Annotated in this window: 20 protein-coding genes and 1 pseudogene; 13 read left to right on the top strand and 8 right to left on the bottom strand. The window is 71.3% G+C overall.

From position 1 onward, the window contains the following. Together HII36_RS21195 and HII36_RS21190 are read right to left on the bottom strand one after the other, a co-directional pair. Nucleotides 1–762, bottom strand: coding sequence for a glucose 1-dehydrogenase (locus HII36_RS21195; RefSeq protein ID WP_173524970.1), 762 nt, complete (start codon nucleotides 760–762; stop codon nucleotides 1–3). A 32-nt stretch (nucleotides 763–794) separates the two neighbouring features. Beyond that, complete coding sequence (locus HII36_RS21190) at nucleotides 795–1910, bottom strand: LLM class flavin-dependent oxidoreductase (protein ID WP_173524969.1); 1116 nt, start codon at nucleotides 1908–1910, stop codon at nucleotides 795–797. A 122-nt stretch (nucleotides 1911–2032) separates the two neighbouring features. Between HII36_RS21190 and HII36_RS21185 the strand changes: the two genes are divergently transcribed. The 3 genes from HII36_RS21185 to HII36_RS21175 are packed head-to-tail and all read left to right on the top strand — an operon-like array spanning nucleotide 2033 to nucleotide 3848. Beyond that, complete coding sequence (locus HII36_RS21185; protein ID WP_173524968.1) at nucleotides 2033–2605, top strand: PadR family transcriptional regulator; 573 nt, start codon at nucleotides 2033–2035, stop codon at nucleotides 2603–2605. Next, complete coding sequence (locus tag HII36_RS21180; protein WP_173524967.1) at nucleotides 2589–3194, top strand: hypothetical protein; 606 nt, start codon at nucleotides 2589–2591, stop codon at nucleotides 3192–3194. The genes HII36_RS21185 and HII36_RS21180 overlap by 17 nt, the downstream gene beginning before the upstream one ends. Before the next feature lie 57 nt (nucleotides 3195–3251). Further along, the gene (locus HII36_RS21175) at nucleotides 3252–3848 is read left to right on the top strand and encodes a Uma2 family endonuclease (protein WP_173524966.1); all 597 of its coding nucleotides are present in this window, start codon (nucleotides 3252–3254) and stop codon (nucleotides 3846–3848) included. Here the strand turns inward: HII36_RS21175 and HII36_RS21170 are convergent. Continuing rightward, entirely contained in the window at nucleotides 3820–4380 is a 561-nt protein-coding gene (locus HII36_RS21170; RefSeq protein WP_328807806.1) for a hypothetical protein, read from the bottom strand. The genes HII36_RS21175 and HII36_RS21170 overlap by 29 nt on opposite strands. Nucleotides 4381–4694: 314 nt before the next feature. On the opposite strand from HII36_RS21170, the gene HII36_RS21165 reads away from it, so the two are divergent. Next, entirely contained in the window at nucleotides 4695–5462 is a 768-nt protein-coding gene (locus tag HII36_RS21165) for a PepSY domain-containing protein (RefSeq protein ID WP_173524965.1), read from the top strand. A gap of 161 nt (nucleotides 5463–5623) precedes the next feature. Here HII36_RS21165 and uvrB read toward each other — a convergent pair whose 3' ends face one another. From uvrB to HII36_RS21145, 4 genes are read right to left on the bottom strand one after another with little or no spacing between them, the layout of a single operon-like run. Continuing rightward, entirely contained in the window at nucleotides 5624–7732 is a 2109-nt protein-coding gene (gene uvrB / locus HII36_RS21160) for an excinuclease ABC subunit UvrB (RefSeq protein ID WP_217369767.1), read from the bottom strand. Nucleotides 7733–7767: 35 nt separating this feature from the next. Next, the gene (locus HII36_RS21155; protein ID WP_173524964.1) at nucleotides 7768–8001 is read right to left on the bottom strand and encodes a helix-turn-helix transcriptional regulator; all 234 of its coding nucleotides are present in this window, start codon (nucleotides 7999–8001) and stop codon (nucleotides 7768–7770) included. A 51-nt stretch (nucleotides 8002–8052) separates the two neighbouring features. Next, nucleotides 8053–8907, bottom strand: coding sequence for an ABC transporter permease (locus HII36_RS21150; protein WP_173524963.1), 855 nt, complete (start codon nucleotides 8905–8907; stop codon nucleotides 8053–8055). After that, nucleotides 8904–9809, bottom strand: a complete 906-nt coding sequence (locus HII36_RS21145; RefSeq protein ID WP_173524962.1) for an ABC transporter ATP-binding protein — start codon at nucleotides 9807–9809, stop codon at nucleotides 8904–8906. The genes HII36_RS21150 and HII36_RS21145 overlap by 4 nt, the downstream gene beginning before the upstream one ends. Nucleotides 9810–9954: 145 nt before the next feature. On the opposite strand from HII36_RS21145, the gene HII36_RS21140 reads away from it, so the two are divergent. The 7 genes from HII36_RS21140 (at nucleotide 9955) to HII36_RS21110 (ending at nucleotide 16528) form a co-directional block, all read left to right on the top strand. Further along, entirely contained in the window at nucleotides 9955–11571 is a 1617-nt protein-coding gene (locus tag HII36_RS21140) for an SPFH domain-containing protein (RefSeq protein ID WP_173524961.1), read from the top strand. Then, the gene (locus tag HII36_RS21135) at nucleotides 11568–12800 is read left to right on the top strand and encodes an SPFH domain-containing protein (protein ID WP_173524960.1); all 1233 of its coding nucleotides are present in this window, start codon (nucleotides 11568–11570) and stop codon (nucleotides 12798–12800) included. The genes HII36_RS21140 and HII36_RS21135 overlap by 4 nt, the downstream gene beginning before the upstream one ends. Before the next feature lie 27 nt (nucleotides 12801–12827). Continuing rightward, nucleotides 12828–13583, top strand: coding sequence for a sporulation protein (locus HII36_RS21130; RefSeq protein WP_236003705.1), 756 nt, complete (start codon nucleotides 12828–12830; stop codon nucleotides 13581–13583). Nucleotides 13584–13734: 151 nt separating this feature from the next. Further along, nucleotides 13735–14757, top strand: a complete 1023-nt coding sequence (locus tag HII36_RS21125) for a hypothetical protein (protein ID WP_236003704.1) — start codon at nucleotides 13735–13737, stop codon at nucleotides 14755–14757. Continuing rightward, nucleotides 14754–15380 carry a hypothetical protein gene (locus HII36_RS21120; RefSeq protein WP_173524958.1) on the top strand — a complete coding sequence of 209 codons (627 nt, stop codon included), beginning with the start codon at nucleotides 14754–14756 and terminating at the stop codon, nucleotides 15378–15380. Before HII36_RS21125 ends, HII36_RS21120 begins: the two co-directional genes overlap by 4 nt. 10 nt (nucleotides 15381–15390) lie before the next feature. Continuing rightward, nucleotides 15391–16191, top strand: coding sequence for an inositol monophosphatase family protein (locus tag HII36_RS21115; RefSeq protein WP_173524957.1), 801 nt, complete (start codon nucleotides 15391–15393; stop codon nucleotides 16189–16191). A gap of 91 nt (nucleotides 16192–16282) precedes the next feature. Further along, on the top strand, nucleotides 16283–16528 hold the full coding sequence (locus HII36_RS21110; protein ID WP_173524956.1) for a hypothetical protein: 246 nt from the start codon (nucleotides 16283–16285) through the stop codon (nucleotides 16526–16528). A gap of 55 nt (nucleotides 16529–16583) precedes the next feature. Here HII36_RS21110 and HII36_RS21105 read toward each other — a convergent pair whose 3' ends face one another. After that, complete coding sequence (locus HII36_RS21105) at nucleotides 16584–17732, bottom strand: ArsB/NhaD family transporter (protein WP_328807805.1); 1149 nt, start codon at nucleotides 17730–17732, stop codon at nucleotides 16584–16586. A 75-nt stretch (nucleotides 17733–17807) separates the two neighbouring features. On the opposite strand from HII36_RS21105, the gene HII36_RS21100 reads away from it, so the two are divergent. Together HII36_RS21100 and HII36_RS21095 are read left to right on the top strand one after the other, a co-directional pair. Next, nucleotides 17808–23387: a WD40 domain-containing protein gene (locus HII36_RS21100; protein ID WP_173524954.1), complete on the top strand. Its 5580-nt coding sequence runs from the start codon at nucleotides 17808–17810 to the stop codon at nucleotides 23385–23387. 113 nt (nucleotides 23388–23500) lie between these two features. Then, nucleotides 23501–24143: pseudogene (locus tag HII36_RS21095) on the top strand (hypothetical protein); the annotation flags it as partial.

The following is a 24143-nucleotide window of genomic DNA, read 5'->3' as shown; positions in this document are numbered from 1 at the left end:
TCACACCTCCTGGGAGCCCCGGCCGAGCAGGGCGATCTCCCCCGCGGTCCACCCGCCGTCCACGGTCAGTTCCGCCCCCGTCACGTACGAGGCCGCGTCGGACAGCAGGAACGCGACCGCCTGCGCCACCTCCTCCGGCTCGCCGAACCGCCCGTTGGCGGCCAGCGGGAAGCGTCCCTCGCCGGAGACGGCCCCGAACTCCTGTGTCATCGGCGTGACGATGAACCCGGGATGCACCGAGTTGACCCGGATCCCGGCCGCGCCGAACTCCAGCGCCGCGATCTTGGTGAGGCCGCGCACCCCCCACTTGGACGCCCCGTACCCGCCGGTGCCCGGCAACGCGGTCTGCCCGGCCACCGACGACAGGTTCACGATCGCCCCGCCGCCCGACGCGCGCATCGCGGCCACCACGGACTTCAGGCCGAGGAAGACCCCGACCAGGTTCACCTCCAGCACCCGCTGGAACTCCGCGAGCGACTGCTCCTCGATGGAGCGGTGGGTGGCGATGCCGGCGTTGTTGACCAGCCCGTCGAGCCTGCCGTGCGTCTCGACGACCTCACGCACCACCCGGGCCCAGTCGTCCTCGTCGCGGACGTCGTGCGCGACGAACCCGGCCGCCAGCTCCTTGGCGGTGGCGGCGCCCTCCTCGGCGAGCACGTCGGTGAGCACGACCCGGGCGCCGGCCGCGACGCAGCGGCGGGCCGTGGCCGCGCCCAGGCCGCGCGCGCCGCCGGTGATGATGATGACCTTGCCGTCCAGCATGTGCCTGCTCCCTCAGCCGGATCCGGATCCCGTCAGCGGAATTCCGGGATGACCTTCTGACCCCACTGCCTGATCGTTTCCAGGCAGACGTCCTGTGGCACCGTGCCCATCTGGATCAGGCACATGATCTCGTCGGCCCCCGCGTCGGCCAGGCGCTCCACGTAGGCGACGGCGTCCTCGGCGGTCCCGTACGCGTGCTCGACGTTGAAGGTGGCGGTGGCGTTGGGCGTGACCGGGATGCGGGCCTCGTGCAGGTGAGCCAGCTGCTGCTCGGCGGCCTCGCGCATCGCGGCGACCTCGTCCCTGCCGGGGACGACGGCCTCGTCGGGCGGGGGCGCGGAGCCGTACCAGTGGGCGATGGACTGCGCGAAGAAGCGCTGCCCGCGAGCCCCGATCTGGACGGCGCGCTCGCGCGAGTCGAGCACGATGGTCGGGCAGAGCGCCGCGAAGTGGTCGTTGACCACGCTCGACACCAGCCTTTCCCCGGTCCTGGCGGCGATGGCGTCGTCGTAGCAGGCACGCATCTGCTTGATCTCCTCCGGGCCGGAGAAGCCGAGCACGAGCGCGCCGACGCCGTACTCGGCGGCCAGGGCCAGCGTGTCACGCTTGGAGCAGGCCAGGAACAGCGGCGGGTGCGGCGACTGCGCGGGCCTGGGCAGGATCGGGTGCGGCGGGATGTCCAGCAGCGGGCCGTGCCACTCCAGCTCGTCGGCACGCCAGGCGCCGGCGATGATGCGCAGCGACTCGTCCAGCTCGGCGTAGGTGCGTTCCGGGTCGACGCCGCACAGGCTGGTCTCCTGCCTGGTCGCGCCGCGTCCGGCGCCGAGGTCGAGCCGGCCGCCGCTGAGCACGTCCAGCATGGCCGCGCGCTCGGCGACCCGGACCGGGTGGTTGAAGTTGAACGGCAGGCAGACCACGCCGTGGCCGAGCCTGATGCGCTCGGTGCGGGCGGCCACGTAGCTGAGGAAGATCTCGGGGGCGCTCATGTGGGCGTACCACTTCAGCGCGTGGTGCTCCACCGCCCACACCCGGTCGAAGCCCTGCTCCTCGGCCAGTACGGCCTGCTCGACGCAGTCACGCAGGACCTGGTGCTCGTGCTCCCTGCCCGGGTCGGCCAGCTGGGCTTCGAAGATCATGGAGAACTTCACGGCGCTCCCTGTGTTCCTATTAGGAATAGGTGAACTGAAACACAGCACGGCGACTCAATCAAGAGCTTGCTTGGTTTCGTCGGCGTCGATCATCCGTACGCGGCTGCCGTACGCTGGCTGGCATGACTCCCCCGCGCCTGCCCGCCACCTCATGGGCGGTGCTCGGGATCCTGTCGTTCGAGGCGGAGCTGTCCGGCTACGAGATCAAGCGCTGGGCCGACAACATCCTGCGCTTCTTCTACTGGAGCCCGGCGATGAGCCAGGTCTACTCGGAACTGCGCCGCCTGTCCGAGGTCGGGTACGTCAGCTCCCGCCAGCTCGACGGGGCCCGCGTCTACACGATCACCCCGAGCGGCCGCGAGGCGCTGGCCGGCTGGGTGCGCGACTCACCCGTGGAGGCTCCGGTGCTCAAGCACGGCGTGGCCCTGCGGGTCTGGCTCGGCCACCTGGCCGACCCGGAGTCGCTGCGCGCGATCGTGGCCGAACACCGCGACCGCGCCGAGCGGCTGCGGGCCGCCGCCGCCCACTCGGCCGAGGCCGCCGCCGGGCGTCCGGGGTGGAACTACGCGGCACTCGTCGCTCGTTGGTCGGAGCGTTATCACGCAGCCGAACGGGACCTCGCCGAGCAGATGCTGACCGATCTGTCGGACTATCCTCAAGGCATCAATCCCTCCGGAGGTGGTCACGATCGGTGAGTTTCTTCTCGTCGTCCTGGCGATCCTGGCGTTCTTCCTGCTCCTGGCAGGGGTCGGCATCTTCCTGCTGGTCAAGCTGGGCAAGAAGGCCGCCGTCAAGGCACGCGAGGCCACGACCAAGCTGACGACGCACGTCAACGCCATGGGCACCGGCGACGCCGCCGAGGTCGAACGCCTCCGGCTCGACCTGCGCCGCGAGGTGTCGCTGACCCGCCAGGCCGTCGAGCAGGCCCAGCGCCAGGGCTGGGGGCTGGGCGAGCTGCCCCGCCTGCTCGCCGACCTCACCGCCCAGGCCGACGTGCACGACGGGCAGCTCGGCATGTACGCCCAGCAGCGCCGCGTGTCGCCGTACGTCGACCACGCCACGCTCGACCGGCTGCGCCAGCACCAGGCCAAACTGACCGCCATGTGCGCCCGCATCCGCGCCGACCTGCTCAGCGACCAGGTGCAGCACACCGGGTCGGGCATCGAGGAACTGGGCTCGCGCACCGACCTGGAGATCGAGGCCCGCCGCCGCCCGCCGGACCCGCTCGACGAGATCGACGAGCTCTACCGCCGCTCCGTGGAGGAACGCAAAGACCTCTCCTGACGATCACTCTTCGTGGCAGTATGAACCCGCCACGTGAGATCGCCGGAGAGGACCCTGATGGCCGCAGGATTGCCCGAGTGGTTCCACCCCGGTCCTCCCGGCGGGTGGACCGCCGACATGCTCGATCACCTTCCCCCGGGCGCGCCCCGGCACGTGGAGCTGATCGACTCGTCGCTCCTCGTGTGGCCCCCGCAGACCGGCTTCCACCTGCTCGCGGTCGACCTGCTCACGTTCTCCCTCGCCCCGCCGGGCGACCTCGTGGTCGCCCGCGAGATGACGGTCACCCTCGGCGAGCGGCAACGACCGAGACCTGATGTCCTCCTGGTCGACGCGTCGGCGTTCACCTTGGCGGCGACCACCTTCCAGCCCGCCGACGTGCACCTCGCGGTCGAAGTGGCCTCGGCGGAATCGCTGGAGCTGGACCGCACCACCAAGCCGATCAAGTACGCCGCCGCGGGCATCAGGCACTTCTGGCGCGTGGAACGGCAGGAAGACGACCGGCCCGTGGTGCACACCTTCGAGCTCGAGCCCGCCACCCGGACTTACGTGCCAACCGGTGTCCACCGCGACCGGCTGCGCACCTACCTCGGGTTCCCCGTCGACCTGGACCTCGACCTCACCGCGGTCAGGCGACGCCCCACTCCCGGTAGATGAACGCGGCGACCCGGTCCTCGCCCGCCCCCTCGTTGATCATCGCCTTGGTCGCCTGGGCCTGCGCCGTCGTGGGCAGTCGGCCCGCCAGCAGGATCGGCAGCGACAACCGCCGCACCAGCACCTCGCTGGCCGAGATCCCGGACGGCCGGCGCACCACCGAGACGTTCACCCGCAACGCGTGCTCATTGCCCGGCGGAACCCCGGGCCGGTCGATCTCGATGGCCGCGTAGCGGAAGCCGTTCGCCCGGTCGCAGGCGGCGCAGCCGGCCGGGCCGCGGCTCAGCCTGTTGCCGCACTCCTCGCAGGTCAGCCGGTCGTAGGCGGCGTCGACCACCCGCCACGGGTGCTTGTCGGGCTCGTCGATCACCATTTCCGCGATGAGCCGCTCGTCGGGCGTGCCGGCCGGGCCGAACTCCCGCTCCACGAACGCCCGCCAGCCCTCCTCGACCAGTTCGTCGACGATGGCCGCGCAGCGCTCGCAGCCCGGCGCCCCCGCCGGCTCCCAATGGCCGCACTCCACACATTTCCGCACCCCAGCACGCTACCGCCCACCCGAAACCCCCTCACCTCCTTTTCCTTCGCCCGCACCTGTCCCGGCCCGGCGACGGCCGCCGCGAAGCCCGTACGGACCACCCGCCTCGGCCCGGCGGCAGGCGGCGGGAAGCCCGTACGGACCGCCCGTCCCGGCCCGGCGACAGGCGGGGCGAAGCCCGTACACACCGCCAGTCCCGGCCCATCGGCGGGCGGCGGGAAGCCCGTGCGGACCGCCGGTCCCGGCCCAACCGAGCTTCGACGCCGTTCTGACCTGCAGGAATAGTCCTCTTTCTGGAGGGCAAGGTCTCCAACATGAACAAAACGCTCATCGGGGTCGCCCTGGCCGCCTCGGCCGCGATCACCGCCGGATGCGGCGGGGCAGCCCAGCAGACCGCCCTGGTGGGCCGGTCGCCCGGCACGCCCTCGGCCGTCACACCGACAGCCACCCAGCCCACGGAGCCCGAGGGCACCGCGACCGCGGCCTCGCCCGGCCAGACGGCTTCACCCGGCCAGACCGCCACCTCGCCCGGCGCCCAGAACGGGGAGCAGGCCAGGCTGAAGCGGGCCGGGCAGGCGGCGCTGCAGGCCGTGCCCAATTCCAAGGTCATCTCGATCGAGACCGAGGAGGGCGGCACGCTGTGGGAGGTGCAGGTCGCGGACGCCAACGGCGTCGAGCACCAGATGGACGTCCAGAACGGCGAGGTCGTCAGCGGCCCCACCGCCGAGGACGACGACGCCGAGGACAAGGCCAAGCACAAGGATCGCCTGGCCAAGGCGAAGCTCGACTACGCCCAGGCGGCCGACAAGATCTCGGCGGCGATGCCCGGCGGCCGCATCACCGAGCTGAACCTCGACACCACCCAGGGCAAGACGGTCTGGGAGTCCGACGTGGTGGACGACGGCACCAAGCACGAGGTCACCATCGACGCGGCCACGGGCGCGGTCGTGAAGAACACCGGCGCCAGCCCGAGCCCCGGCGGCACCAGCCCGGGCGCCACCAGCCCGGGCACCAGCCCGAGCCCCGGCGACACGAGCCCGGGCACCAGCCCCAGCCCTGAGTCGAGCCCGACCGCGTCATAGGCGAGCACGAGCACCAGCACGAGCGTGACGGCCGTGCCCACCCGGACACGGCCCGACGCTCGGCACCCACCCCGACGCTCGCGCCCGGCGCCCAGCGCCCAGCCAGGCAACCCGCCCGACGTCCGACGCCCGGCGCTCGGACCGATGCTCAACACATGGGGTTACTTGACCCCCGCCTCCCGCATGTCGCGCAGTTCCCGCTTGAGCTCCTTGATCTCGTCGCGCAACCGGGCCGCCACCTCGAACTGCAGGTCGGCGGCCGACTGATGCATCTGCTCGGTCAGCGACTCGATCAGCGACTCCATCTGCGCCCGCGGCATCTCCCCCGCGATCGTCTTGGCGTGCTGGCCGGCCTGGCGGGCGGCGAAGCCGGGGACCGGGGCCTTGCCGCGCGACTGCTGCCGCCCGCCGCCCATGAGCTGCTGGGTGTCGGCGTCTTCGCGCTGCAGGGAGTCGAGGATGTCGGCGATCTTCTTGCGCAGCGGCTGCGGGTCGATGCCGTTGGCCTCGTTGTAGGCCATCTGCTTGGCCCGGCGCCGGTTGGTCTCGTCGATGGCCCGCTCCATCGACGGCGTGATCTTGTCGGCGTACATGTGCACCTGGCCGGAGACGTTACGCGCGGCGCGGCCGATGGTCTGGATCAGCGACGTCTCGGAGCGCAGGAAGCCCTCCTTGTCGGCGTCGAGGATGGCCACCAGCGACACCTCGGGCAGGTCGAGGCCCTCGCGCAGCAGGTTGATGCCGACCAGCACGTCGAACTCGCCGACCCGCAGCTCGCGCAGCAGCTCGATGCGGCGCAGCGTGTCGACCTCGCTGTGCAGGTAGCGCACCCGGATGCCGAGCTCGAGCAGGTAGTCGGTGAGGTCCTCCGACATCTTCTTGGTCAGCGTGGTGACCAGGACCCGCTCGTCGCGGTCGGCGCGCTCGCGGATCTCGTGCACCAGGTCGTCGATCTGGCCCTTGGTGGGCTTGACGACGATCTCCGGGTCGACCAGCCCGGTGGGCCGGATGACCTGCTCGACCACGTCGCCCTTGACCCGCCCCAGCTCGTAGGAGCCGGGCGTGGCCGACAGGTAGACGCTCTGGCCGATGCGCTCCAGGAACTCCTCCCACTTCAGCGGCCGGTTGTCCATCGCGGACGGCAGCCGGAACCCGTGATCGACCAGGGTGCGCTTGCGCGAGGCGTCGCCTTCGTACATGGCGCCGATCTGCGGCACGGTCTGGTGCGACTCGTCGAGCACGAGCAGGAAGTCTTCGGGGAAGTAGTCGAGCAGCGTGTTGGGCGCGCTGCCGGCGGCGCGGCCGTCCATGTGGCGCGAGTAGTTCTCGATGCCGGAGCAGGTGCCGATCTGGCGCATCATCTCGATGTCGTAGGTGGTGCGCATGCGCAGCCGCTGCGCCTCCAGCAGCTTGCCCTGCCGCTCCAGCTCGGCCAGCCGCTCGGTGAGCTCGGTCTCGATGCCCGCCACCGCCGAGGCCATGCGTTCCTCGCCGGCCACGTAGTGGGAGGCGGGGAAGATGTAGAGCTCTTCGTCTTCGGTGATGACCTCGCCGGTCAGCGGGTGCATGGTGGCCAGCTTCTCGATCTCGTCGCCGAACATCTCGATGCGGACGGCCAGTTCCTCGTACTTCGGGATGATCTCGATCGTGTCGCCGCGCACCCGGAAGGTGCCCCGGGTGAAGGCCAGGTCGTTGCGGGTGTACTGCATGTCGACCAGGCGGCGCAGCAACTGGTCGCGGTCGATGTCCATGCCGACGCGGAGCCTGGCCATGCGGTCGACGTATTCCTGCGGCGTGCCCAGGCCGTAGATGCACGACACCGAGGCCACCACGATCGTGTCACGGCGGGTGAGCAGCGAGTTGGTCGCCGAGTGGCGCAGCCGCTCGACCTCGTCGTTGATCGAGGAGTCTTTCTCGATGTAGGTGTCGCTCTGCGGGACGTACGCCTCAGGCTGGTAGTAGTCGTAGTAAGAGACGAAATATTCGACCGCGTTGTTGGGCAGCATCTCGCGCAGCTCGTTGGCGAACTGGGCGGCGAGGGTCTTGTTGGGCTGCATGACCAGCGCGGGCCGCTGCAGGCGCTCGATGAGCCAGGCGATGGTGGCCGTCTTGCCCGTGCCGGTGGCGCCCAGCAGCACGCTGTCCTTCTCCCCGGCCTTGACGCGGCGCTCCAGCTCGGCGATGGCCGTGGGCTGGTCGCCTGAAGGAGTCATCTCGGTGACGACCTCGAAGGGCGCCACCTTCCGCTGCAAATCTGTGACCGGTCGCATGCTGCCACTGTAAGCGGCCCCACCGACAGAAACCGTCAGGCCGTGCGCTCCCCGATCCGGGGGAACGGCGTGGTGGAGAAGACCACCTCGACGGGCACCTCGAAGTATTCGGCGATGCGCAGCGCCAGGTAGAGGCTCGGGCTGTATTCACCCCGCTCCAGGTAGCCCACGGTCTGGTAGTGCACGCCCAGGGCGTCGGCCAGTTGCCTGCGGCTGACGCCCCGCTCGGCACGCAGCAGAGCGATGCGGTTGTAGACGGTCTCGCTCAACGGTCTCACTCATGGTCTCGATCAGCGGTCTCGATCATCTGGCCCATCCTCTCAGCCGATGCGCCGCAGCGCGCGCTCGCGCCGTTCCTGCACCAGCGAGCCGGACTCGCGCCTGGCCATCCTGCGCAGGATGGGCGGCGCCAGCAGCAGCCCCAGCACGGACCAGGCGCCCAGCACCCCGAACGTCTCCAGCGTCCGCCACGACCCGCCGATCTCGACGGCCGCGGCCGCGTCGGGCATCAGCGCCGAGCGCATGCCCAGCCCCAGCCAGTACAGCGGGAACACGTGCGCGAGCCCCTGCAGCCACCCGGCCAGGGCCGAGATCGGGTAGAAGATGCCCGAGATCGCGGTCAGCCCGCCCATGGTGAGCATCGACAGCCCGGACGCGGCCTGCGGGCTGTTCGCCAGCGAGCCGATGACCGCGCCCATCGGCAGCGTCGCGGTCAGGCTCAGCAGGGCGACCAGGACCACCATGAGCCAGCCGCCTGGCCCGGCCCCGCGGATCTCCGGAATCATGATCACGCCGGCGAGGAGCAGCAGCACCAGGCCGCCCAGGCCGCTGAGCGAGATCGACACCACCCGGCCGATCAGGTAGCCCAGCATGCCCTGCGGCAGGGCCTTGGCGCGCAGCAGCGTGCCGTCCTCGCGCTCGATGACCAGCGCGCCCACCGTGCCCATGAAGCCGCTGAAGGCGACCATCAGGCCCATCAGGCTGGGCAGCGTGGCGGCCGCCAGCGACAGGTCGGTGCCGGGGACCTTCGCGTCGCGCTGGAAGAACAGCACGATGATGAAGGAGAGCGTGGTGAAGATGGTCCAGCCGATGTCCTGCGGGTTGGCCAGGCTGTGCTTGAACTCGATCCAGCCGCGGGCCAGGCCGAGCCTGGCGGCGTGCGCGCCCGGGTTCATGCCTCCTCCTTCTTCACGATCGCCATGTAGGTGTCCTCCAGCGACGCGCGGCGGACCTCCAGGTCGCCGATCTCCTCGCCGTGCTGCTGGAACAGGCCGCGCACGAAGGCCGTGGCGTCCTCGGTGGCGTGCACGAAGTGCTCTCCGCCGCGGCTCCAGTGCACCTGGGCGTCGCGTGAGTATTCGCGGGTCAGCCGATCGGGGCTGCCGTCGGCGACGATCCTGCCGCCGGCCAGGATGAGGATGCGGTCGGCCAGTTTCTCCGCCTCGTCCAGGTCGTGCGTGGTGAGCAGGATCGTGGTGTCGTCCAGGTCGGACAGCCGGTGCACCAGGTCGTGGAAGTCGCGCCTGGCCTGCGGGTCGAATCCGGCGGTCGGCTCGTCGAGAAAGAGCACCTCGGGGCGTCCGACGATGCCGATGGCCACGTCGAGCCTGCGGCGCTGGCCGCCGGAGAGCTTGACCAGGCGCTTGTCGGCGTGCGCGGTCAGGCCGACGGCCTCGATCAGCTCGTCGGTGTCGAACGGCGGCCGCCCCTGCGCGTACGGCTCGTAGTAGCGCGACAGGTGGCCGAGCAGCTGGCGCACCCGCCAGCGGCCGTGGTCGCGCCACGACTGCAGCACCACGCCGAGCCTGGCCCGCCAGCGTTCGTCGCCGTGGGCGGGATCGGTGCCGAGCACGCTCACCCGCCCGCCCGAGCGCATCCTGAAGCCCTCCAGGATCTCGATCGTGGTGGTCTTGCCCGCGCCGTTCGGCCCGAGCAACGCGATCACCTCGCCGGCGCCGACGGTGAAGCCGACCCCCTTGAGCACCTCGTGCTGCCCGTAGCTCATGCGCAGGTCGTCGACCTGGATGACGGCGGTGTCCACCCCCGTGGTGACACCGTTCCGCGCGCTCACGACCATCGCGGCCCCTCCGATGTAGTAGGACTACTACATCAATAGCACACCTACTATCACTCGCAATAGATGTGTGACACCCCATTGCAAGCGAACAGTAAGTCACACCCGATACGGTCGGAATCCCCCGTAGCGGAATAAGGAAGGCCCGATGTCACGTCCCAGAGAGGCATTGATCCAAGCCGGTCAGGGCATGGTCCAGGCGGTCGTCCAAGGAGGTGACGTACGCCAGGCGATGGGCCAGGCCATGGGGCAGGTCGTCGATCAGGCGGGCCAGCTGGCCGGGCAGGCGCCCGGGTTCGCGCTCAACCCCCACGACTTCGCCGCCGCCAGGGACGGAGGCGCGTCCGTCGGCACGCTCATCGAGGCCAGGAGCGCCTCGCTGAACGAGGCCGGGGAGATCATCAACCGCAGCTTCGCCGAGAACGGCATGCACGTCATCTCCCCGGTGGTGATCCCCAAGGGCAGCACCGCGAAGGTGCTGGTGCCGCTGGGCATCCTCGTCGTACTGGGCCTGATCGGCGCGCTCGGCAACGTGATTCCCAAGGGCGAGGTGTTCTTCGGCCCGCACTACTGGGTGGTGCTGGTGCTGGCCGCCGCGTTCCTGTGGTGGCGGCGCAGCGTGGTGATGGTGCCCGAGGGCTGCAAGGCGCTCATCACCAAGTTCGGCAAGCTGGTGCACATCGCCGACCCGGGACGGGTCACCCTGTTCAACCCGTGGAAGCGGGTCAGCTACATCGTCAACACCACGCGCGAGTACCCGTTCAACGCCCCCATCAGGGAGGCGCCGACGCAGCAGGGCGTCAAGGCCAGCGTGGACCTGTTCCTGCAGTTCAGGATCGAGAACCCGGCGGAGTTCATCTTCGTGCTCGGCTCGGTCAGCGGCTTCCAGTCGAAGCTGCAGAACGCCATCAGCGAGGTCACCCGCAGCCTCATCTACGCCCAGCGCGCCGAGGAGATCTACGACCTGGTCGGCGAGAGCACGCTGGGCATGCTGGAGAGCCTCAACCAGCAGTTCCTGCCGGCCGTGCGGCTCACGGACGTGAACATCACCCACGCCGAGCCGTCCAGCCAGGAGTACCGCATGGACCTGGCCGCGCCCGAGATGGTGCGCGTGGCCAAGGAGGCCTACACCTACGAGTACGAGCTGATGCTGCGCAAGGAGCAGAACGAGGGCGACCTGGTCAAGGAGCTGGCCGGGCTGCAGGAGACGCTCAGCGCCATCCAGGCCGAGATCGCCGGCTACCAGGCCCGCATGGACACCGCGCTCGAACGCGCCACCCACCAGGCCACCGCGCAGGCCAGGCAGCGCCTGGTCGAGGCCGAGTCCACGGCCAACGCCAACGCGGCGCTGCTGGAGGCCCAGGCCCTGGACATCAGGGCGCTCAGCGCGGCCGAGGCGCCGGAGATCCTCGACTACCGCTTCCAGCAGGACCTGCTGACCAGGCTGGAGTCCGTGGCCACCAGGCTGCCGCAGGTGGTGCAGGTGGGCGACGAGACCGACATCGACTTCCTGGCCCTGGCGCAGCAGCTCGTCGGCGGCAAGGGCGCGGCGCTGTTCTCCGCCGACGACATGGCCGCCATCCGCGCCAGGCTCGACGAGATCGGCAAGCGCGTGGCCGGCCGCGAGGACGAGATCGCCGCCCTGCTCAGGAAGGCCGTCGCCGACGTGACCGAGCCGCCGGAGATCGCACCTGACCAGGACATGGAACGCACGGTCGAGCGCCTGCTCCCGGGCAGCGTCGTGACGGAGGGTGAGACCCGATGAGCAGCCGCGAGTTCTCGAAGATCAAGGAGTCGCTGGCCGCCTGGTCCGACATCCGCCAGCTCCTGCGCGGCGGCGAGCAGGGCCAGCTCGTCCCGGTCGTGATCCCGAAGGACCGGCGCGGTTTCGCCTGGATGGCGCTGGTGTTCCTGGCGCTGTACTTCGCCGGGATGGCCGCGCTGACCTCCCTCGTGCTCCCCGCCGCGCTCGCGGCGCTGTTCTTCCTGTTCGTGGCGCTGATCACGATGTGGCGCAAGGCCATCATCGAGATCGAGGAAGGCACCACCGGCGTGCGCAGCCGCTGGGGCGCCATCACCGGCACGCTCCCGCCGGGACGCCACTACCTGTGGCTGCCCTGGGACCGGGTGGACGCGGTCGTCGACACCTCCACGGAGATCCCGTACTCGGCGCCGATCGTGGCCTGCCCCACGGCCGAGAACGTGCCGCTGAAGTCGATCGAGTTCTTCCTGAAGTTCCGCATCGTCGACCCGGTGGCGTTCGTGCGCACCATCGGGGCGGGCAACTTCGACCTGGTGCTGTCCAGCGCCGTGCAGGACGCCATCAGGCAGCGCAGCCGCCGCGTCAACACCGAGCGGGCCTACGACCTGCGCGGCTCCGACGTCGGCGACATGCAGGACGCGCTCAACCGCCAGCTCGGCCGCTACGGGGTGCGCATCACCGGCGCCAACATCCCGGACGTCCAGCTGCCCGACCAGTACCAGCAGCACCTGGCCACCAGGGAGAAGGTCGCCAAGGAGCTGTCGGCCTACGAGCGCGAGTGGGAGCTGACCCGCAAGCGGCGCATCGACACGCTGCTCATGGAGATCGAGCGCTCCAAGAAGACCCGCGACGCCCGCGTCGTCGAGGTCAAGGCCGCGCACAACAAGGCACGCAAGGACGTCGCGCGCATGCTCGAGGAGCAGGAGACCGAGGCGCAGCGCGTGACGTGGGAGATCGAGGCGCGCGGCCGGGCCGAGCTGACCGCCGCCGAGAACGAGGCCAAGGCGCTGCGCCGGCTGGCCGAGTCGTACCGTGACAACCGGGCCGTGCTGCAGTACGAGCTGGCCCGCAAGCGCCTCGACGTGGGCGCGAAGCTGGCGGAGAACGCCCCTCAGCCGCTGGTGGTCCGCACTCAGCAGGGCTCGACCGACTCCGCACTGTCCACCCTGCTCCTGGCCCAGCTGCTGCCCCGCATCGCGGGTTCCGGCACTGGTCAGTCACCAACCGCATAGGAGAACCCCATGGTGTTCCGTAAGTTGATGGCCGCTTTCGGAGCGGGCGTCGAAGTCGACACGGTGCTGCCCAACACGACCGTGCGCCCCGGTGAGCCGCTGCGGGGGGTGGTCAACTTCCGCGGCGGCTCCTCCGACTACAAGGTCGAGGGCATCTACATCGACCTGACGGCCGTGGTCGAGGTCGAGAGCGGCGACAACGAGTACAAGACGACCTACAGCTTCCTGCGCCAGCAGGTGGCGGGGACGTTCCAGCTCGGCTCCGGCGCCCAGCACCAGCATCCGTTCGAGATCGCGATGCCGTGGGAGACGCCGATCAGCGCGATCGGCGGCCACCCGCTGCCCGGCATGAAGCTGGGCGTCCAGACCGAGCTGGCGCTGGCCGGCGCGCTCGACAAGGGCGACCTCGACCCGCTGTTCGTCAGCCCGCTGCCGGTCCAGGAGCACGTCATCGGCGCGCTCGACCGGCTGGGCTTCCAGTTCAAGAAGGCCGACCTGGAGCGGGGCACCCTGTACGGCTCGACGATGCCGTTCTTCCAGGAGATCGAGTACTACGCCGGCGGCCAGTGGCGCAAGTACTTCAACGAGCTGGAGCTGACGTTCATCGCCGGCCCGCGGCAGATGGACGTCATCCTGGAGGCCGACAAGCGCGGCGGCTTCCTGACCTCCAGCCACGACGCTTACAACCGCTTCACCGTCCGCTACGACGACCAGCCCGGCCAGGCCGAGCAGGCGCTGCAGCGCGGCCTGGAGCAGATGGCCCGCCACCGCGGCTGGTTCTGAGCCCGCGCACACCCCGGCGGGCGGCCGCACGCGCCGCCCGCCGTCGCGCCACGCGAAACGGGATCACTCCTTTTCGTCTGCTGACAGTCGCATGGCGGCGTCGTTACCATGACGTCGGGACCTGATTGATCGTCGGACGACGGGGCGCGCGATGACACGGTTCAAGGCGGCGTTGCGGAGAATCGCCCCGTGGGCGGTTCAGAACGCCGACGTCGCCATCGCTCTCGGCCTGGCGATCGTGGTCGGCGTGCTGGGCGTCATGCCCGACATCACCTGGCTGAACAAGGGCGAGCTGGTCAACGCCGCCACGCTGGTGATGCTCGCGCTGGTGGCCACCGCGCTGCTGCGCGACCGGGCCAGGCAGGCGCCGGTGGAGGAGACGATCACCTCGGGCCTGTCCGATCTGCCCGCCAGGCTGGCGCGCATGGAGCAGATCGAGAGCCTGGTCACCGGCACCCGCAAGGCGCTCGACGCGCTCCAGCTCGTCCGGGTGCTGGGCAGCAAGCAGGAGATCGCCCACGCGCACGCCGAGGCGCGTAAGGACACCACCAGGTGGAGCTTCAAGGGCGGCACCGGCACCTACCTGCGCGCCGTCACCCTGCCGCTGTGCGTGACCGCGGCCCGCAGGGACAAGCGGCACCTCACGGTGCGCATCGAGGTCATCGACCCCACCGACGTCGACGTGTGCGAGGCGTACGCGCACTACCGCCGCTCGCTGTCGGAATCCCCCGACGGCACCGGCGAGACCTGGACGACCGACCGGGCCAGGAAGGAGTCGTACGCGACGATCCTGGCCGCGTTCTGGCACCGTCAGCGCTACGGCCTGCTCGACATCGCGGTGGGCCTGTCGTCGACGATGACGACGTTCCGCTGGGACCTGTCGGCCACCCGGCTGATCATGACCGTGGAAGACCCCAACCGGGCGATGACGGCGCTGGCGGGCACGTTCTACTACGAGAACTGCGACACCGAGCTGCGGCTGAGCTTCGAGCAGGCCCGCAAGGTGCCGCTGGACATGTACAAGAGGGTGCCGCTCAGCGACGAGCCCACCATCGAGGAGGTGCAGGAGTTGTTCGAGAAGATCGGGATGCCCCTGCCCAAGTCGTACAACGGCCGGGACGTCGTGGACGTCGCCCGCAAGGCGCTGCGCGCCGTCGACCCCTATGGATCATGAGTTACCGCGGGGTCTACCAGCGGGTGCTGTCCGGCCAGGCGCGGGCTTGGGCGCTCGAGGCGCTGACCGGGCGGGTCGCGGGCCGGGTGGCGGCGGTGCGCCATCCGCTCGGCTTCGTGTGCCTGCCGCTGGAGCGCGCCGGCGGCGAGGGGGTGTGCCTGCACCTGTGGTCGACGTCGCTGCCGCGGGCGGAGAGCACCACCTCGCAGATCCACTGCCACAGCTGGGACTTGGTCAGCCACGTCCTCTACGGTCAGGTGCGCAACGTGCACGCGCTGGTCACCGACACCGGCAGCAACGCCACGCACCGGGTGTTCGAGGTGGTCAGCACGCCCGACGGCGATCGCATCTCGCCCACCGGGCGCACCGTGCGGCACGCGACGGGGCTGGTGGAGGTGTTCGGCCCGGGCGACACCTACCGGCTGCCCGCCGACCGCTTCCACAGCAGCATGGTGCCCGAGGGCGGCGAGACGGCCACGATCGCGCTCGGGCGCGGCCGGCCGGGCAGCCGCGACCTGTCGCTCGGCCCGCTGGGCGCGGGCGCACACCACGTCTCCAGGCAGCCGCTCGACGCCGAGGAGACCGCGCTGGCCGTCCGGCTGATCGCCGATCGTCTGACCTGAGGGGTGCCCGATGGACCTGGATCACGCTCGTACGGTCGCCGTCGAGGCCGCGGAGTCGGCCGGCGCGCTGCTGCTGGCGGGCACCCGCGGCACGGTCGGGATCAGGCCGAAGGGCAGCGCCGGCGACGTGGTCACCGATCTGGACCTGGCCTCGGAGAAGCTGCTGGTCGAGCGGATCCTGTCGGCCTATCCCGGGCACGCGGTGATCGCCGAGGAGTCCGGGCTGCTCGGCGCGTCGGGCGGCGAGTGGACGTGGCTGGTCGATCCGCTCGACGGCACCAACAACGTGGCGATCGGGCTGCCGGCGTACGTGGTGGGGCTGGCGTTGTGCCGGGCGGGCCGTCCGGTGCTCGGCGTGGTGCACGACCCGGTCACGGCGCAGACCTGGTCGGCGATCCGCGGGCGCGGCGCGCTGGCCTCGGGCGGCGGGCTGCTGTCGCCCAAGCACGCGGTCTCGCCGCACGGCCCGCTGCTGGCCTGGACCCAGGGATACGCGGTGACCAGGGACGACGCGACCGTCCGCGCGCTGAAGTCGACGCTGGAGCTGAACGCCAGGCGGGTGCTGCAACTGTGGGCGCCGCTGCTGTCGTGGGTGATGCTGGCCCGCGGCGACATCGACGGCATGATCGGCTACCGGGCCGAGGCGGTCGATCTGCCGGCGGGCGCGCTGATCGCGCAGGAGGCCGGCATCGAGATCAGGGCGCTCGACGGCGGCCCGTTCGAGGAGACCATCGACGGCACCGCCGAAGACCGCAGCTTCGTGGCCGCGCACCCGCGGGCGATCCCCGACCTGCTCGACATGATCCGCTGAAAAAATTCCCGGCCGGATGTCGATGAGTTCCGCTCCCGATCGACGTCTGTATGAAGGGTGCCGGAGCAGGCACCGCCGAAGGGAGCCCGAGATGTTGACCACGACCGACCTGGCGCAGATCCTCTTCATCTCCCACCTGCAGCCGTCCGCGGACGTGTCGGCGTTCGAGGTCCGCGCGGCCGTCGACGAGCGGCTGCGGGCCTGCGGCGGCGACTGCGCGCAGGCGGCGGCGCGGGTCGCGCAGGAGGCCGGCGACCACCCCGAGGCGTACGCCCCGCGGATGCGCTGGGCCCTGGCCGCCGTCGCCGACGCCTACAGCCCGGCCCTGGCCGCCTGAGCCCGGCCCTGGCCCCTGAGCGCGGGCCGGCCGAATCCCGCCGCCTGAGCGCGGGCTAGCCGAACGCCACCAGCGCCCAGACCGTGGCCGCGACCCCGGCGACCGCCAGGCCGGCGCCGGTGAGGAAGAAGCGGCGCAGCGGCACCTTGACGTCGTGGCGGCGGCACGACTCGAACCACAGCAGCGTGGCCAGCGAGGCCCACGGGGTGACGACCGGGCCGACGTTCGTGCCGGCCAGCAGGGCCAGCAGCTGGGTCTGGTCGGTGACGACTTCTTCGATCGCCTTGTAGGCGGGCAGGTTGTTGATCAGGTTGGACAGCGCGCCGCCGACGGCCGCGGTGCGGTACGGGTCGTCGTAGGTGCCGACCAGCCAGGTCATCAGGTTCTTCAGGCCGAGCTCGCTGAGCGTGGGCACCACCAGGAACAGCCCGGTCACGAAGACGAGCAGCTGCCAGGGCACCAGGCTCCAGGTCAGGCGTTTGCGGTCGCGCACGAAGAACGCCGTGACGACGATGATCGCCGACACCGTCGAGGCGATGGCCACGTGCACGTCGAGCAGCAGCAGCACGATGAACAGCGCGCAGGCCAGCGACGCGGCGCCGAACAGCACCCGGTCGGCCACCGGCGGCGGCGCGGGCGGGACGTAGCTCAGCTCGTGGCGGCGGCCCCGGCGCCAGTAGAACGCCCACAGGAACGCCATCGTGACGACGATCGCGGCGATCTGCGGCGCCCACATCCGCGCGGCGAACTCGGGCGGGGTCAGGTCGATGCGCTGGATGCCGAGCAGGTTGGTCAGGTTCGAGACCGGCAGGAGCAGGCTCGCGGTGTTGGCCAGCCAGATCGTGGTCATCGCCAGCGGCAGCGCGGCGATGCCGGCCCGGTGGGCGAGCGCCAGCATCACCGGGGTGAGCAACACGGCAGTCGTATCAAGATTCAGAAATATCGTGACAAGCGATGCGAAGGCCGTTGAAAGAAAGAAAAGCGCGGCATAGTTACCGCGCCCGAGCACCGCCATCCGCGCCGCGATCGCATCGAAGACCTGGGCTTCCTTGGTCAGCTCCGCCGTGACGATGATCGCGAACAGGAATATCAGGATCGGCCAGATCCCGCCCATGCTGATGACCGCGTTCTCCAGCGGAAGCAGCCCGGTCGCGACGAAAATCAGACCGAGCGCGAGAAGCCCGATTCTGATCCAATCGAGCACAGCAAGACGCCGCCACACCCGACGATGATCGCACACACACTCCAAATCGCCGACTTCGCAGGGGATACTGAGCAGATGGCACGTGAGGGCAGGCCGACCGAGATCTTCGTCAGCTATTCCCCGGCCGACACGGCCTGGGCCACCTGGATCGCTTGGGAGCTCGAGGCGGCGGGCTACAAGACGATGATCCAGGCCTGGGACTTCGTGCCGGGCACGAACTTCATCGACTTCATGGACCGCGGGGTCAGCGAGGCCCACCTCGTCGTGGCGGTGTTGTCGCGCAACTACCTCACCTCGCGCTACGGCCGCATGGAGTGGCAGGCCGCGATGCGCGCCGACCCCGACAACCCCTCCAACAAGCTGGTCACCATCCGGCTGGAGGACGTCCGGCTGGAGGGGCTGCTGTCCACCATCACCTGGGTCGACCTGCTCGGCGTGACCGACTCGGGCCAGGCCAGGGCGCTGCTGCTGGGCCGGGTCGGCGAGGCCATGGCGGGCCGGGCCAAGCCGGAGTCTGCGCCGGCGTTCCCGTCCGGCGCGGCGGGCCCGGGCGCCGCGCTGCCGCCGCCCACGCTGCCCTCCCCCGCCGAGCGCACCAGGGCCAGGCGCGCGCCGGTCACCGCGCCGAAGTTCCCGCCCGCCGCCGAGTCCGACCGCAGGCGCGAGTCGATCAGCGTGCTGCACATCGGCGGGCCCAGGTTCGGCCGGGCGCTGCCCGACCCGGGCGAGCCCTTCACGCCGGAGGACATGCAGGCCCGCATCTGGGCCGACCTGTCGGCCATGTACGACAAGGGCATGCCGCGTCCCGACCTGATGGTGGTCAGCGGCGACCTGACCGAGTCCGGCAGCCTCGGGCAGTTCGGGCAGGCCACCAGGTTCGTCACCGATTTACGGCTGCTGATCGGCCTGGAGCCGCACCGGCTGGTGATCGTGCCCGGGCCACGAGACGTCACCAAGGCGGCGGCCAGCGCGTACTTCCTGACCTGCGAGGCCGACGACGTGAGCCCGCAGCCGCCGTACTGGCCCAAGTGGCGGCACTTCGCCTCGCTGTTCGGCGAGGTGTACCAGGGGCTGGACGACCGGGTCTTCGACGGCGGCCAGCCGTGGACCCTGTTCGAGGTGCCCGATCTGAAGGTGGTGGTGGCCGGGCTCAACTCCACGATGGCCATGAGCCACCTGGAGCGCGACGCGTACGCGCTGCTCGGCGAGGGGCAGGCGGCCTGGTTCGCCGAGCGGCTGCGCCCGTACGAGGAGAGCGCGTGGCTGCGGCTGGGCGCGATCGGTCACGCGCCCGCGCAGCTGCAGGACGCCCCCACCTACGAGCGGCTGCTCGGCCACCGGCTGAACCTGCTCTTCCACGGCCCGGGCGAGCCCGGCGACGGCAGGATCGCCGCGCCGCGCTCCGGCAGGCACCACGTCGTCGAGATCTTCGCCGACGGGATGCGTACCTGGCTGCCCGACGAGGCCAAGCCGAAGCGGGCCTCGGTGCGCTGGCGCTCGGCGCAGGCCGCGTTCGCCGCGCAGCCGGCCGTGCCCACCGCGCCCGTGCCCAAGCCGGACGAGCAGCGCGTGTCGTCCCCGGTCGAGCTGCTGCTCGACCGCATCACCGAGGTGTGCGAGGCCAGGCACGAGCGGGCCAGGATCCGCAGGTTCCCCGCCCACCTGGTGGTCACCCACCCCGAGGACGGGTTCGTCAGGCAGCTCATGATCGGCGCGCACGTGGGCGAGCTGACCGAGACCGCCGCGGTCGCCTTCGCCCGTCAGGCGCACGCCGCCGGGCTGAGCGCCGAGCTGGTCTACCAGGGCCCGCCCGCGCCCCGTCTGCTCCGCGACGACCTGCTGCGCAGGGGCGTGCGGATCCGCAGCTTCACCGAGTTCCAGGGGCTGCTCGACCTGTCCGCGTACGTCACCGAGCAGACCGCCAGACTGACCGGCGACCGGCGCTACCCGCCCGAGCTGTACGTGCCGCAGCGCTACCGCGAGCTCGACCGGCCCGGCCACATCGTCAAGGACGGGCTGACGGACGAGCTGATGCGCCTGCTCGGCACCGACCACGGCCGGTTCATGCTGCTGCTCGGCGACTTCGGGCACGGCAAGACGTTCGCGCTGCGCGAGCTGGCCAGGCGCATCCCCGCCGAGCTGCCGCACCTCACCCCGATCTTCATCGAGCTGCGCGCGCTCGACAAGGCGCACTCGGTCGACGGCCTGGTGGCCGCGCACCTGGCCAACCACGGCGAGGAGTTCATCGACCTGAAGGCCTTCCGCTACCTGCTCAGGCAGGGCCGGATCGTGCTGCTGTTCGACGGCTTCGACGAGCTGGTGACCAGGCTCACCTACGACCGCGCGGCCGACCACCTGGCCACGCTGCTGGCCGCCGCCGAGGACAAGGCGAAGATCGTGGTGGCCAGCCGCACGCAACACTTCAAGTCGCACAGCCAGGTGCTGACCTCGCTGGGCGAGATGGTCGGCGTGCTGCCGCAGCGCCGGGTGCTCAGCGTCGAGGACTTCACCCGCGACCAGATCCGCTCGTACCTGGCCAACCGCTTCGACGACGCCGACGAGGCGATGGCCCGCATGTCGCTGATGGAGGGCATCAAGGACCTGCTCGCGCTGGCGCAGAACCCGCGCATGCTCACGTTCATCGCCGACCTCGACACCGAACGGCTGCGCACGGTGGCCGGGGCGCGCCACACGCTCAGCCCGGCGCTGCTGTACGAGGAGATCCTCGGCACCTGGCTGGCCTTCGAGGAACACCGGGCCAAGGTGCCCGGCTCGGCCACCGCGCTGACCATCGACGAGCTGTGGCGCACCGTGACCGGGCTGGCGCTGCGGCTGTGGGACTCCGGCGAGTCGCTGCTCGGCGTGGACGAGCTGACCGAGTACGCCGAGACGCTGACCGACCTGGCCAGCGGGCAGTTGTCACCGGCGCACGCGGCGTACGCGATGGGCTCGGGCAGCCTGCTGGTGCGTACCGACGAGGGCATGTTCGGCTTCATCCACGCCTCGGTGATGGAGTGGCTGATCGCCAAGCACATCGCCGGCACGCTCGACACGCCCACCCTGCTGTCGCGCCGGCCGCTGTCGGCGCTGACCGTGGAGTTCCTGTGCGACCTGGCCGACGTGCGGGCGCTGCGCAGGTGGGTGGCCGACCCGCCGGGCGGGGACGTGGCCAGGGCGAACGCCGTCAAGATCGCGGCCAGGCTGCGCACGCCCGCGCGTACCGACCTGCGCGGCGCGAACCTCAAGGGCGAGGACCTGTCGGCCCGCGACCTGCAGGAGGTCGACCTGACCGGCGCCGACCTGTCCGAGGCGACGCTGGCCGGCACCGACCTGACCAGGGCCACGCTGCGCGACGCCAAGCTGGTCGGCGCGCGGCTCGACCGGGCCCGGCTGACCGGCGCCGACCTGCGCGGCGCCGACCTGTCCGGGGCGCGGCTGGCCCAGGTGGACCTGAGCGACGCGGCCGTCGAGGGCGCGCGCTGGGACCGCGCGTCGCTGATCAACGTCACCGGCACGCTGCCGCGCCTGCCCGGCGCCGCCGTCGTGCCCGGCCGTCCGGTCGAGGTGGAGTTCGCCCCGGCCGCCATGGGCGTCCCGTACGGCTACCACTTCCAGACCAGCCGCCTGCCCGAGCCCGTCGCCTACAGCCCCGACGGCTCGACGCTGGCCGTGGGCAGCGAGGACGGCGGCGTGCTGCTGTGCGTCGGCGGCGCGCCCGTCCGCACCCTGCAGGGGCACCGGGGCCGCGTCTACGCGGTCGCCTTCGCCGGGAACCTGCTGGCCACCGGCGCCAGCGACGGCACGGTCATGCTCTGGGACGCGCTGACCGGCGAACGGCTGCACGAGCTGGCCGGGCACGCCGACGGCGTGTGGCCGGTGCGGCTCAGCCCGTCCGGCGACCTGATCGCGGCGGGCGGCGGCGACGGCGTGGTCAGGCTGTGGGACACCGCCACCGGGCAGATCGTGCACGAGCTGACCGGGCACCAGGCGCCCATCTACACCGCGTCCTTCGGCCCGTCGGTGCTGGTGACCGGCGACTCCGCGGGCGTCGTACGGGTGTGGAGCCTGACCAACGGCGAGGTGTCGCACACGCTCGACGGGCACCGCGGCAGCGTCTACCGCGCCGTGCACAGCCCCGACGGCACGCTCCTGGCCACCGGCGACGAGGCGGGCATGGTCCGGCTGTGGGACACCGCCACCTGGCGGCTGCGATACACCATGATCGGGCACGCGGGCAGCGTCTACTGCGTGACCTTCTCCCCCGACGGCGCCCTGCTGGCCACCGGCGACACCGCGGGCAGTGTCAGGGTGTGGGACACCTCGGGCGAGGCCCGCATCATGCACACCACCCACGCGGCGGCCGTCTACCAGGTCACCTTCAGCCCCGACAGCCAGATCCTGGCCAGCGGCGATTCCAACGGCGTGGTGCGGCTGCAGGCCGTCGGCGGCGGGCAGCGGGTCGAGCTGACCGGGCACCGCAGCTCGGTCTGGCCGTTCGTGTTCCGCCCCGACGGCGAGCAGCTGGCCACCAGCAGCAACGACGGCACCGTACGCCTGTGGGAGCCGGCCACCGGCAAGTGCCAGCGGGTGCTGCGCGGTCACGGCCGGCGCATCTCGTCGGTCCGGTTCAGCGCCGACGGCACCATGCTCGCCACCAGCGGCAACGACGGCGTCGTACGGATCTGGGAGCCGCGCACCGGGCGGCGGCTGCGCGAGGTCACCGGCACCTCCGACCGGCTGATCTCCGCGTTGTTCTCCCCCGCGGGTCCGCTGCTGGCCACCTCCAGCAACGACGGCGGCGTGCACTTCTGGAACGCCACCACCGGCGACTACGAGCGCGAGCTGCACGCCGAGACCGACCACGTGTGGGCCGAGGCGTTCAGCCCCGACGGCAACCTGCTGGCCACCGCCAACGACGACGACAGCGTCAGGCTCTGGTACCGGCCCACCGGCCGGCTGGCCGGCAACCTGGCCGACCACCGCGGCCGGGTGCGCTCGATCGCCTTCAGTCCCGACGGCAAATACGTGGCCACCGGCTGCGACGACCGGCTGGTACGCCTGTGGCACGTCGAGTCCGGCGGCCGGGTGGCGACCCTGGAGGGGCACACCGACCGGGTCTACTCCGTGATGTTCTCCCCCGACGGGCGGCTGCTGCTCAGCGCCGGCAACGACGGCCTGGCCATGGTGTGGGAGCTGCGGCCCGGCCAGCCGTGGCAGCCCAGGCTCATGCACAAGCTCGGCCGGCCCGCCGGGCGGCTGTGGAGCGCGTCGTTCAACGCCACCGGCGAGCGGCTGGCCACCGGCGGCGACGATCTGAGCGTCCGGGTCTGGGAGACCGCCACCGGGCGGCTGCTGCACACGCTGGCCGGGCACGCGCGGCGGGTCTGGTCGGTGGCCTTCAGCCCGACGTCCGACCTGCTGGCCAGTGCCGGGGACGACGGCGTGGTCATCCTGTGGGAGAACGGCGAGCGCCGGGCCACGCTGCTGGGGCTGCCCGAGGGCTGGGCGGCGCTGGCGCCCGACGGGCGTTACAAGGTCCAGGGGGCGCCCGGTGGGCAGTTCTGGCACGTCATCGGGATGTCGCGGTTCGAGCTCGGTGAGCTGGATCCGTACCTGCCCGGGGTGCGGCAGGTGCCGCTCGACGCGGCCTTCTGACGGTCATGCCGGCAGATCCTGGCGGTTGATCTCGCCGGGGGTGAGACACCGCGTCCCAGCCCGCATATGATCCATGGTCTAGAACGATCCGGGTGGTTGCTGGGAGGGCTCGCGTGGCAGTCAGGGAGGGGTTCGCCGACATGACGGACCCGGCGTCCGACGTACGCCACCCGCCGGCCATCGCCGAGTCCCCACCGGCCTTCGCCTCGTCCCCACCGGCCATCGCCGACTCCCCACCTGCTTTCACCGCGTCGCCACCGGCTTTCGCCGAGGTCCCACCCGCTTTCGCCGCGCCGCCGGCGTCGGCGTCGGCGTCGGCGGCTTCCGCTGCCGCTTCCCGGCCGGCTGGGCGGCGGGCGCGGGTGCTCAAGGTGTCGGCCGTCCTGGTGGGCGTGCTCAACCTGGGGCTGGCCGGGCTGCTGATCATCACCCCGGCCACGCCGCCGCGGCTCGACGCGGTGCCCGTGCCCGCCCGCGACGCCGTCGCCGGCCCGCCGGCCGCGGTCGACCGCCACGCGATGACCGCCCCGGTCCCCACCGGGGGCCCGCAGCGCGTCTCCACGCCGCGTACGGTCTCCGCGCCGCCGCCGGCCGTCCCACAGCGCACCCGGGAGCCGTCCGCCAGGCCCACCCGGCCCCCTGCGACCCGGCCCGCCGAGAGCAGGCCGCCCGCCGACGGGTCGGACCGGCCGCAGTTCGTCGCCCCGGTCAAGCCGCAGACCACGAACCCGCCGATGAGCATTCCCGGCGAGGACG

Origin of the sequence: Nonomuraea antri (genome assembly GCF_013283785.1) — a bacterium.
GTDB classification, from domain to species: domain Bacteria; phylum Actinomycetota; class Actinomycetes; order Streptosporangiales; family Streptosporangiaceae; genus Nonomuraea; species Nonomuraea antri.
Note: the sequence above shows the minus strand (reverse complement) of the source record. Positions and strands in the feature narration are given on the sequence as shown.

What these genes read in the sequence shown, in the direction of transcription:
- HII36_RS21100 (WP_173524954.1), top strand. Translation starts at nt 17,808, where the DNA reads ATGGCACGTGAGGGCAGGCCGACCGAGATCTTCGTCAGCTATTCCCCG.
- uvrB (WP_217369767.1), bottom strand. Translation starts at nt 7,732, where the DNA reads ATGCGACCGGTCACAGATTTGCAGCGGAAGGTGGCGCCCTTCGAGGTC.
- HII36_RS21140 (WP_173524961.1), top strand. Translation starts at nt 9,955, where the DNA reads ATGTCACGTCCCAGAGAGGCATTGATCCAAGCCGGTCAGGGCATGGTC.
- HII36_RS21130 (WP_236003705.1), top strand. Translation starts at nt 12,828, where the DNA reads ATGGCCGCTTTCGGAGCGGGCGTCGAAGTCGACACGGTGCTGCCCAAC.
- HII36_RS21150 (WP_173524963.1), bottom strand. Translation starts at nt 8,907, where the DNA reads ATGAACCCGGGCGCGCACGCCGCCAGGCTCGGCCTGGCCCGCGGCTGG.
- HII36_RS21175 (WP_173524966.1), top strand. Translation starts at nt 3,252, where the DNA reads ATGGCCGCAGGATTGCCCGAGTGGTTCCACCCCGGTCCTCCCGGCGGG.
- HII36_RS21195 (WP_173524970.1), bottom strand. Translation starts at nt 762, where the DNA reads ATGCTGGACGGCAAGGTCATCATCATCACCGGCGGCGCGCGCGGCCTG.
- HII36_RS21110 (WP_173524956.1), top strand. Translation starts at nt 16,283, where the DNA reads ATGTTGACCACGACCGACCTGGCGCAGATCCTCTTCATCTCCCACCTG.
- HII36_RS21165 (WP_173524965.1), top strand. Translation starts at nt 4,695, where the DNA reads ATGAACAAAACGCTCATCGGGGTCGCCCTGGCCGCCTCGGCCGCGATC.
- HII36_RS21145 (WP_173524962.1), bottom strand. Translation starts at nt 9,809, where the DNA reads ATGGTCGTGAGCGCGCGGAACGGTGTCACCACGGGGGTGGACACCGCC.
- HII36_RS21115 (WP_173524957.1), top strand. Translation starts at nt 15,391, where the DNA reads ATGGACCTGGATCACGCTCGTACGGTCGCCGTCGAGGCCGCGGAGTCG.
- HII36_RS21135 (WP_173524960.1), top strand. Translation starts at nt 11,568, where the DNA reads ATGAGCAGCCGCGAGTTCTCGAAGATCAAGGAGTCGCTGGCCGCCTGG.
- HII36_RS21120 (WP_173524958.1), top strand. Translation starts at nt 14,754, where the DNA reads ATGAGTTACCGCGGGGTCTACCAGCGGGTGCTGTCCGGCCAGGCGCGG.
- HII36_RS21125 (WP_236003704.1), top strand. Translation starts at nt 13,735, where the DNA reads ATGACACGGTTCAAGGCGGCGTTGCGGAGAATCGCCCCGTGGGCGGTT.
- HII36_RS21185 (WP_173524968.1), top strand. Translation starts at nt 2,033, where the DNA reads ATGACTCCCCCGCGCCTGCCCGCCACCTCATGGGCGGTGCTCGGGATC.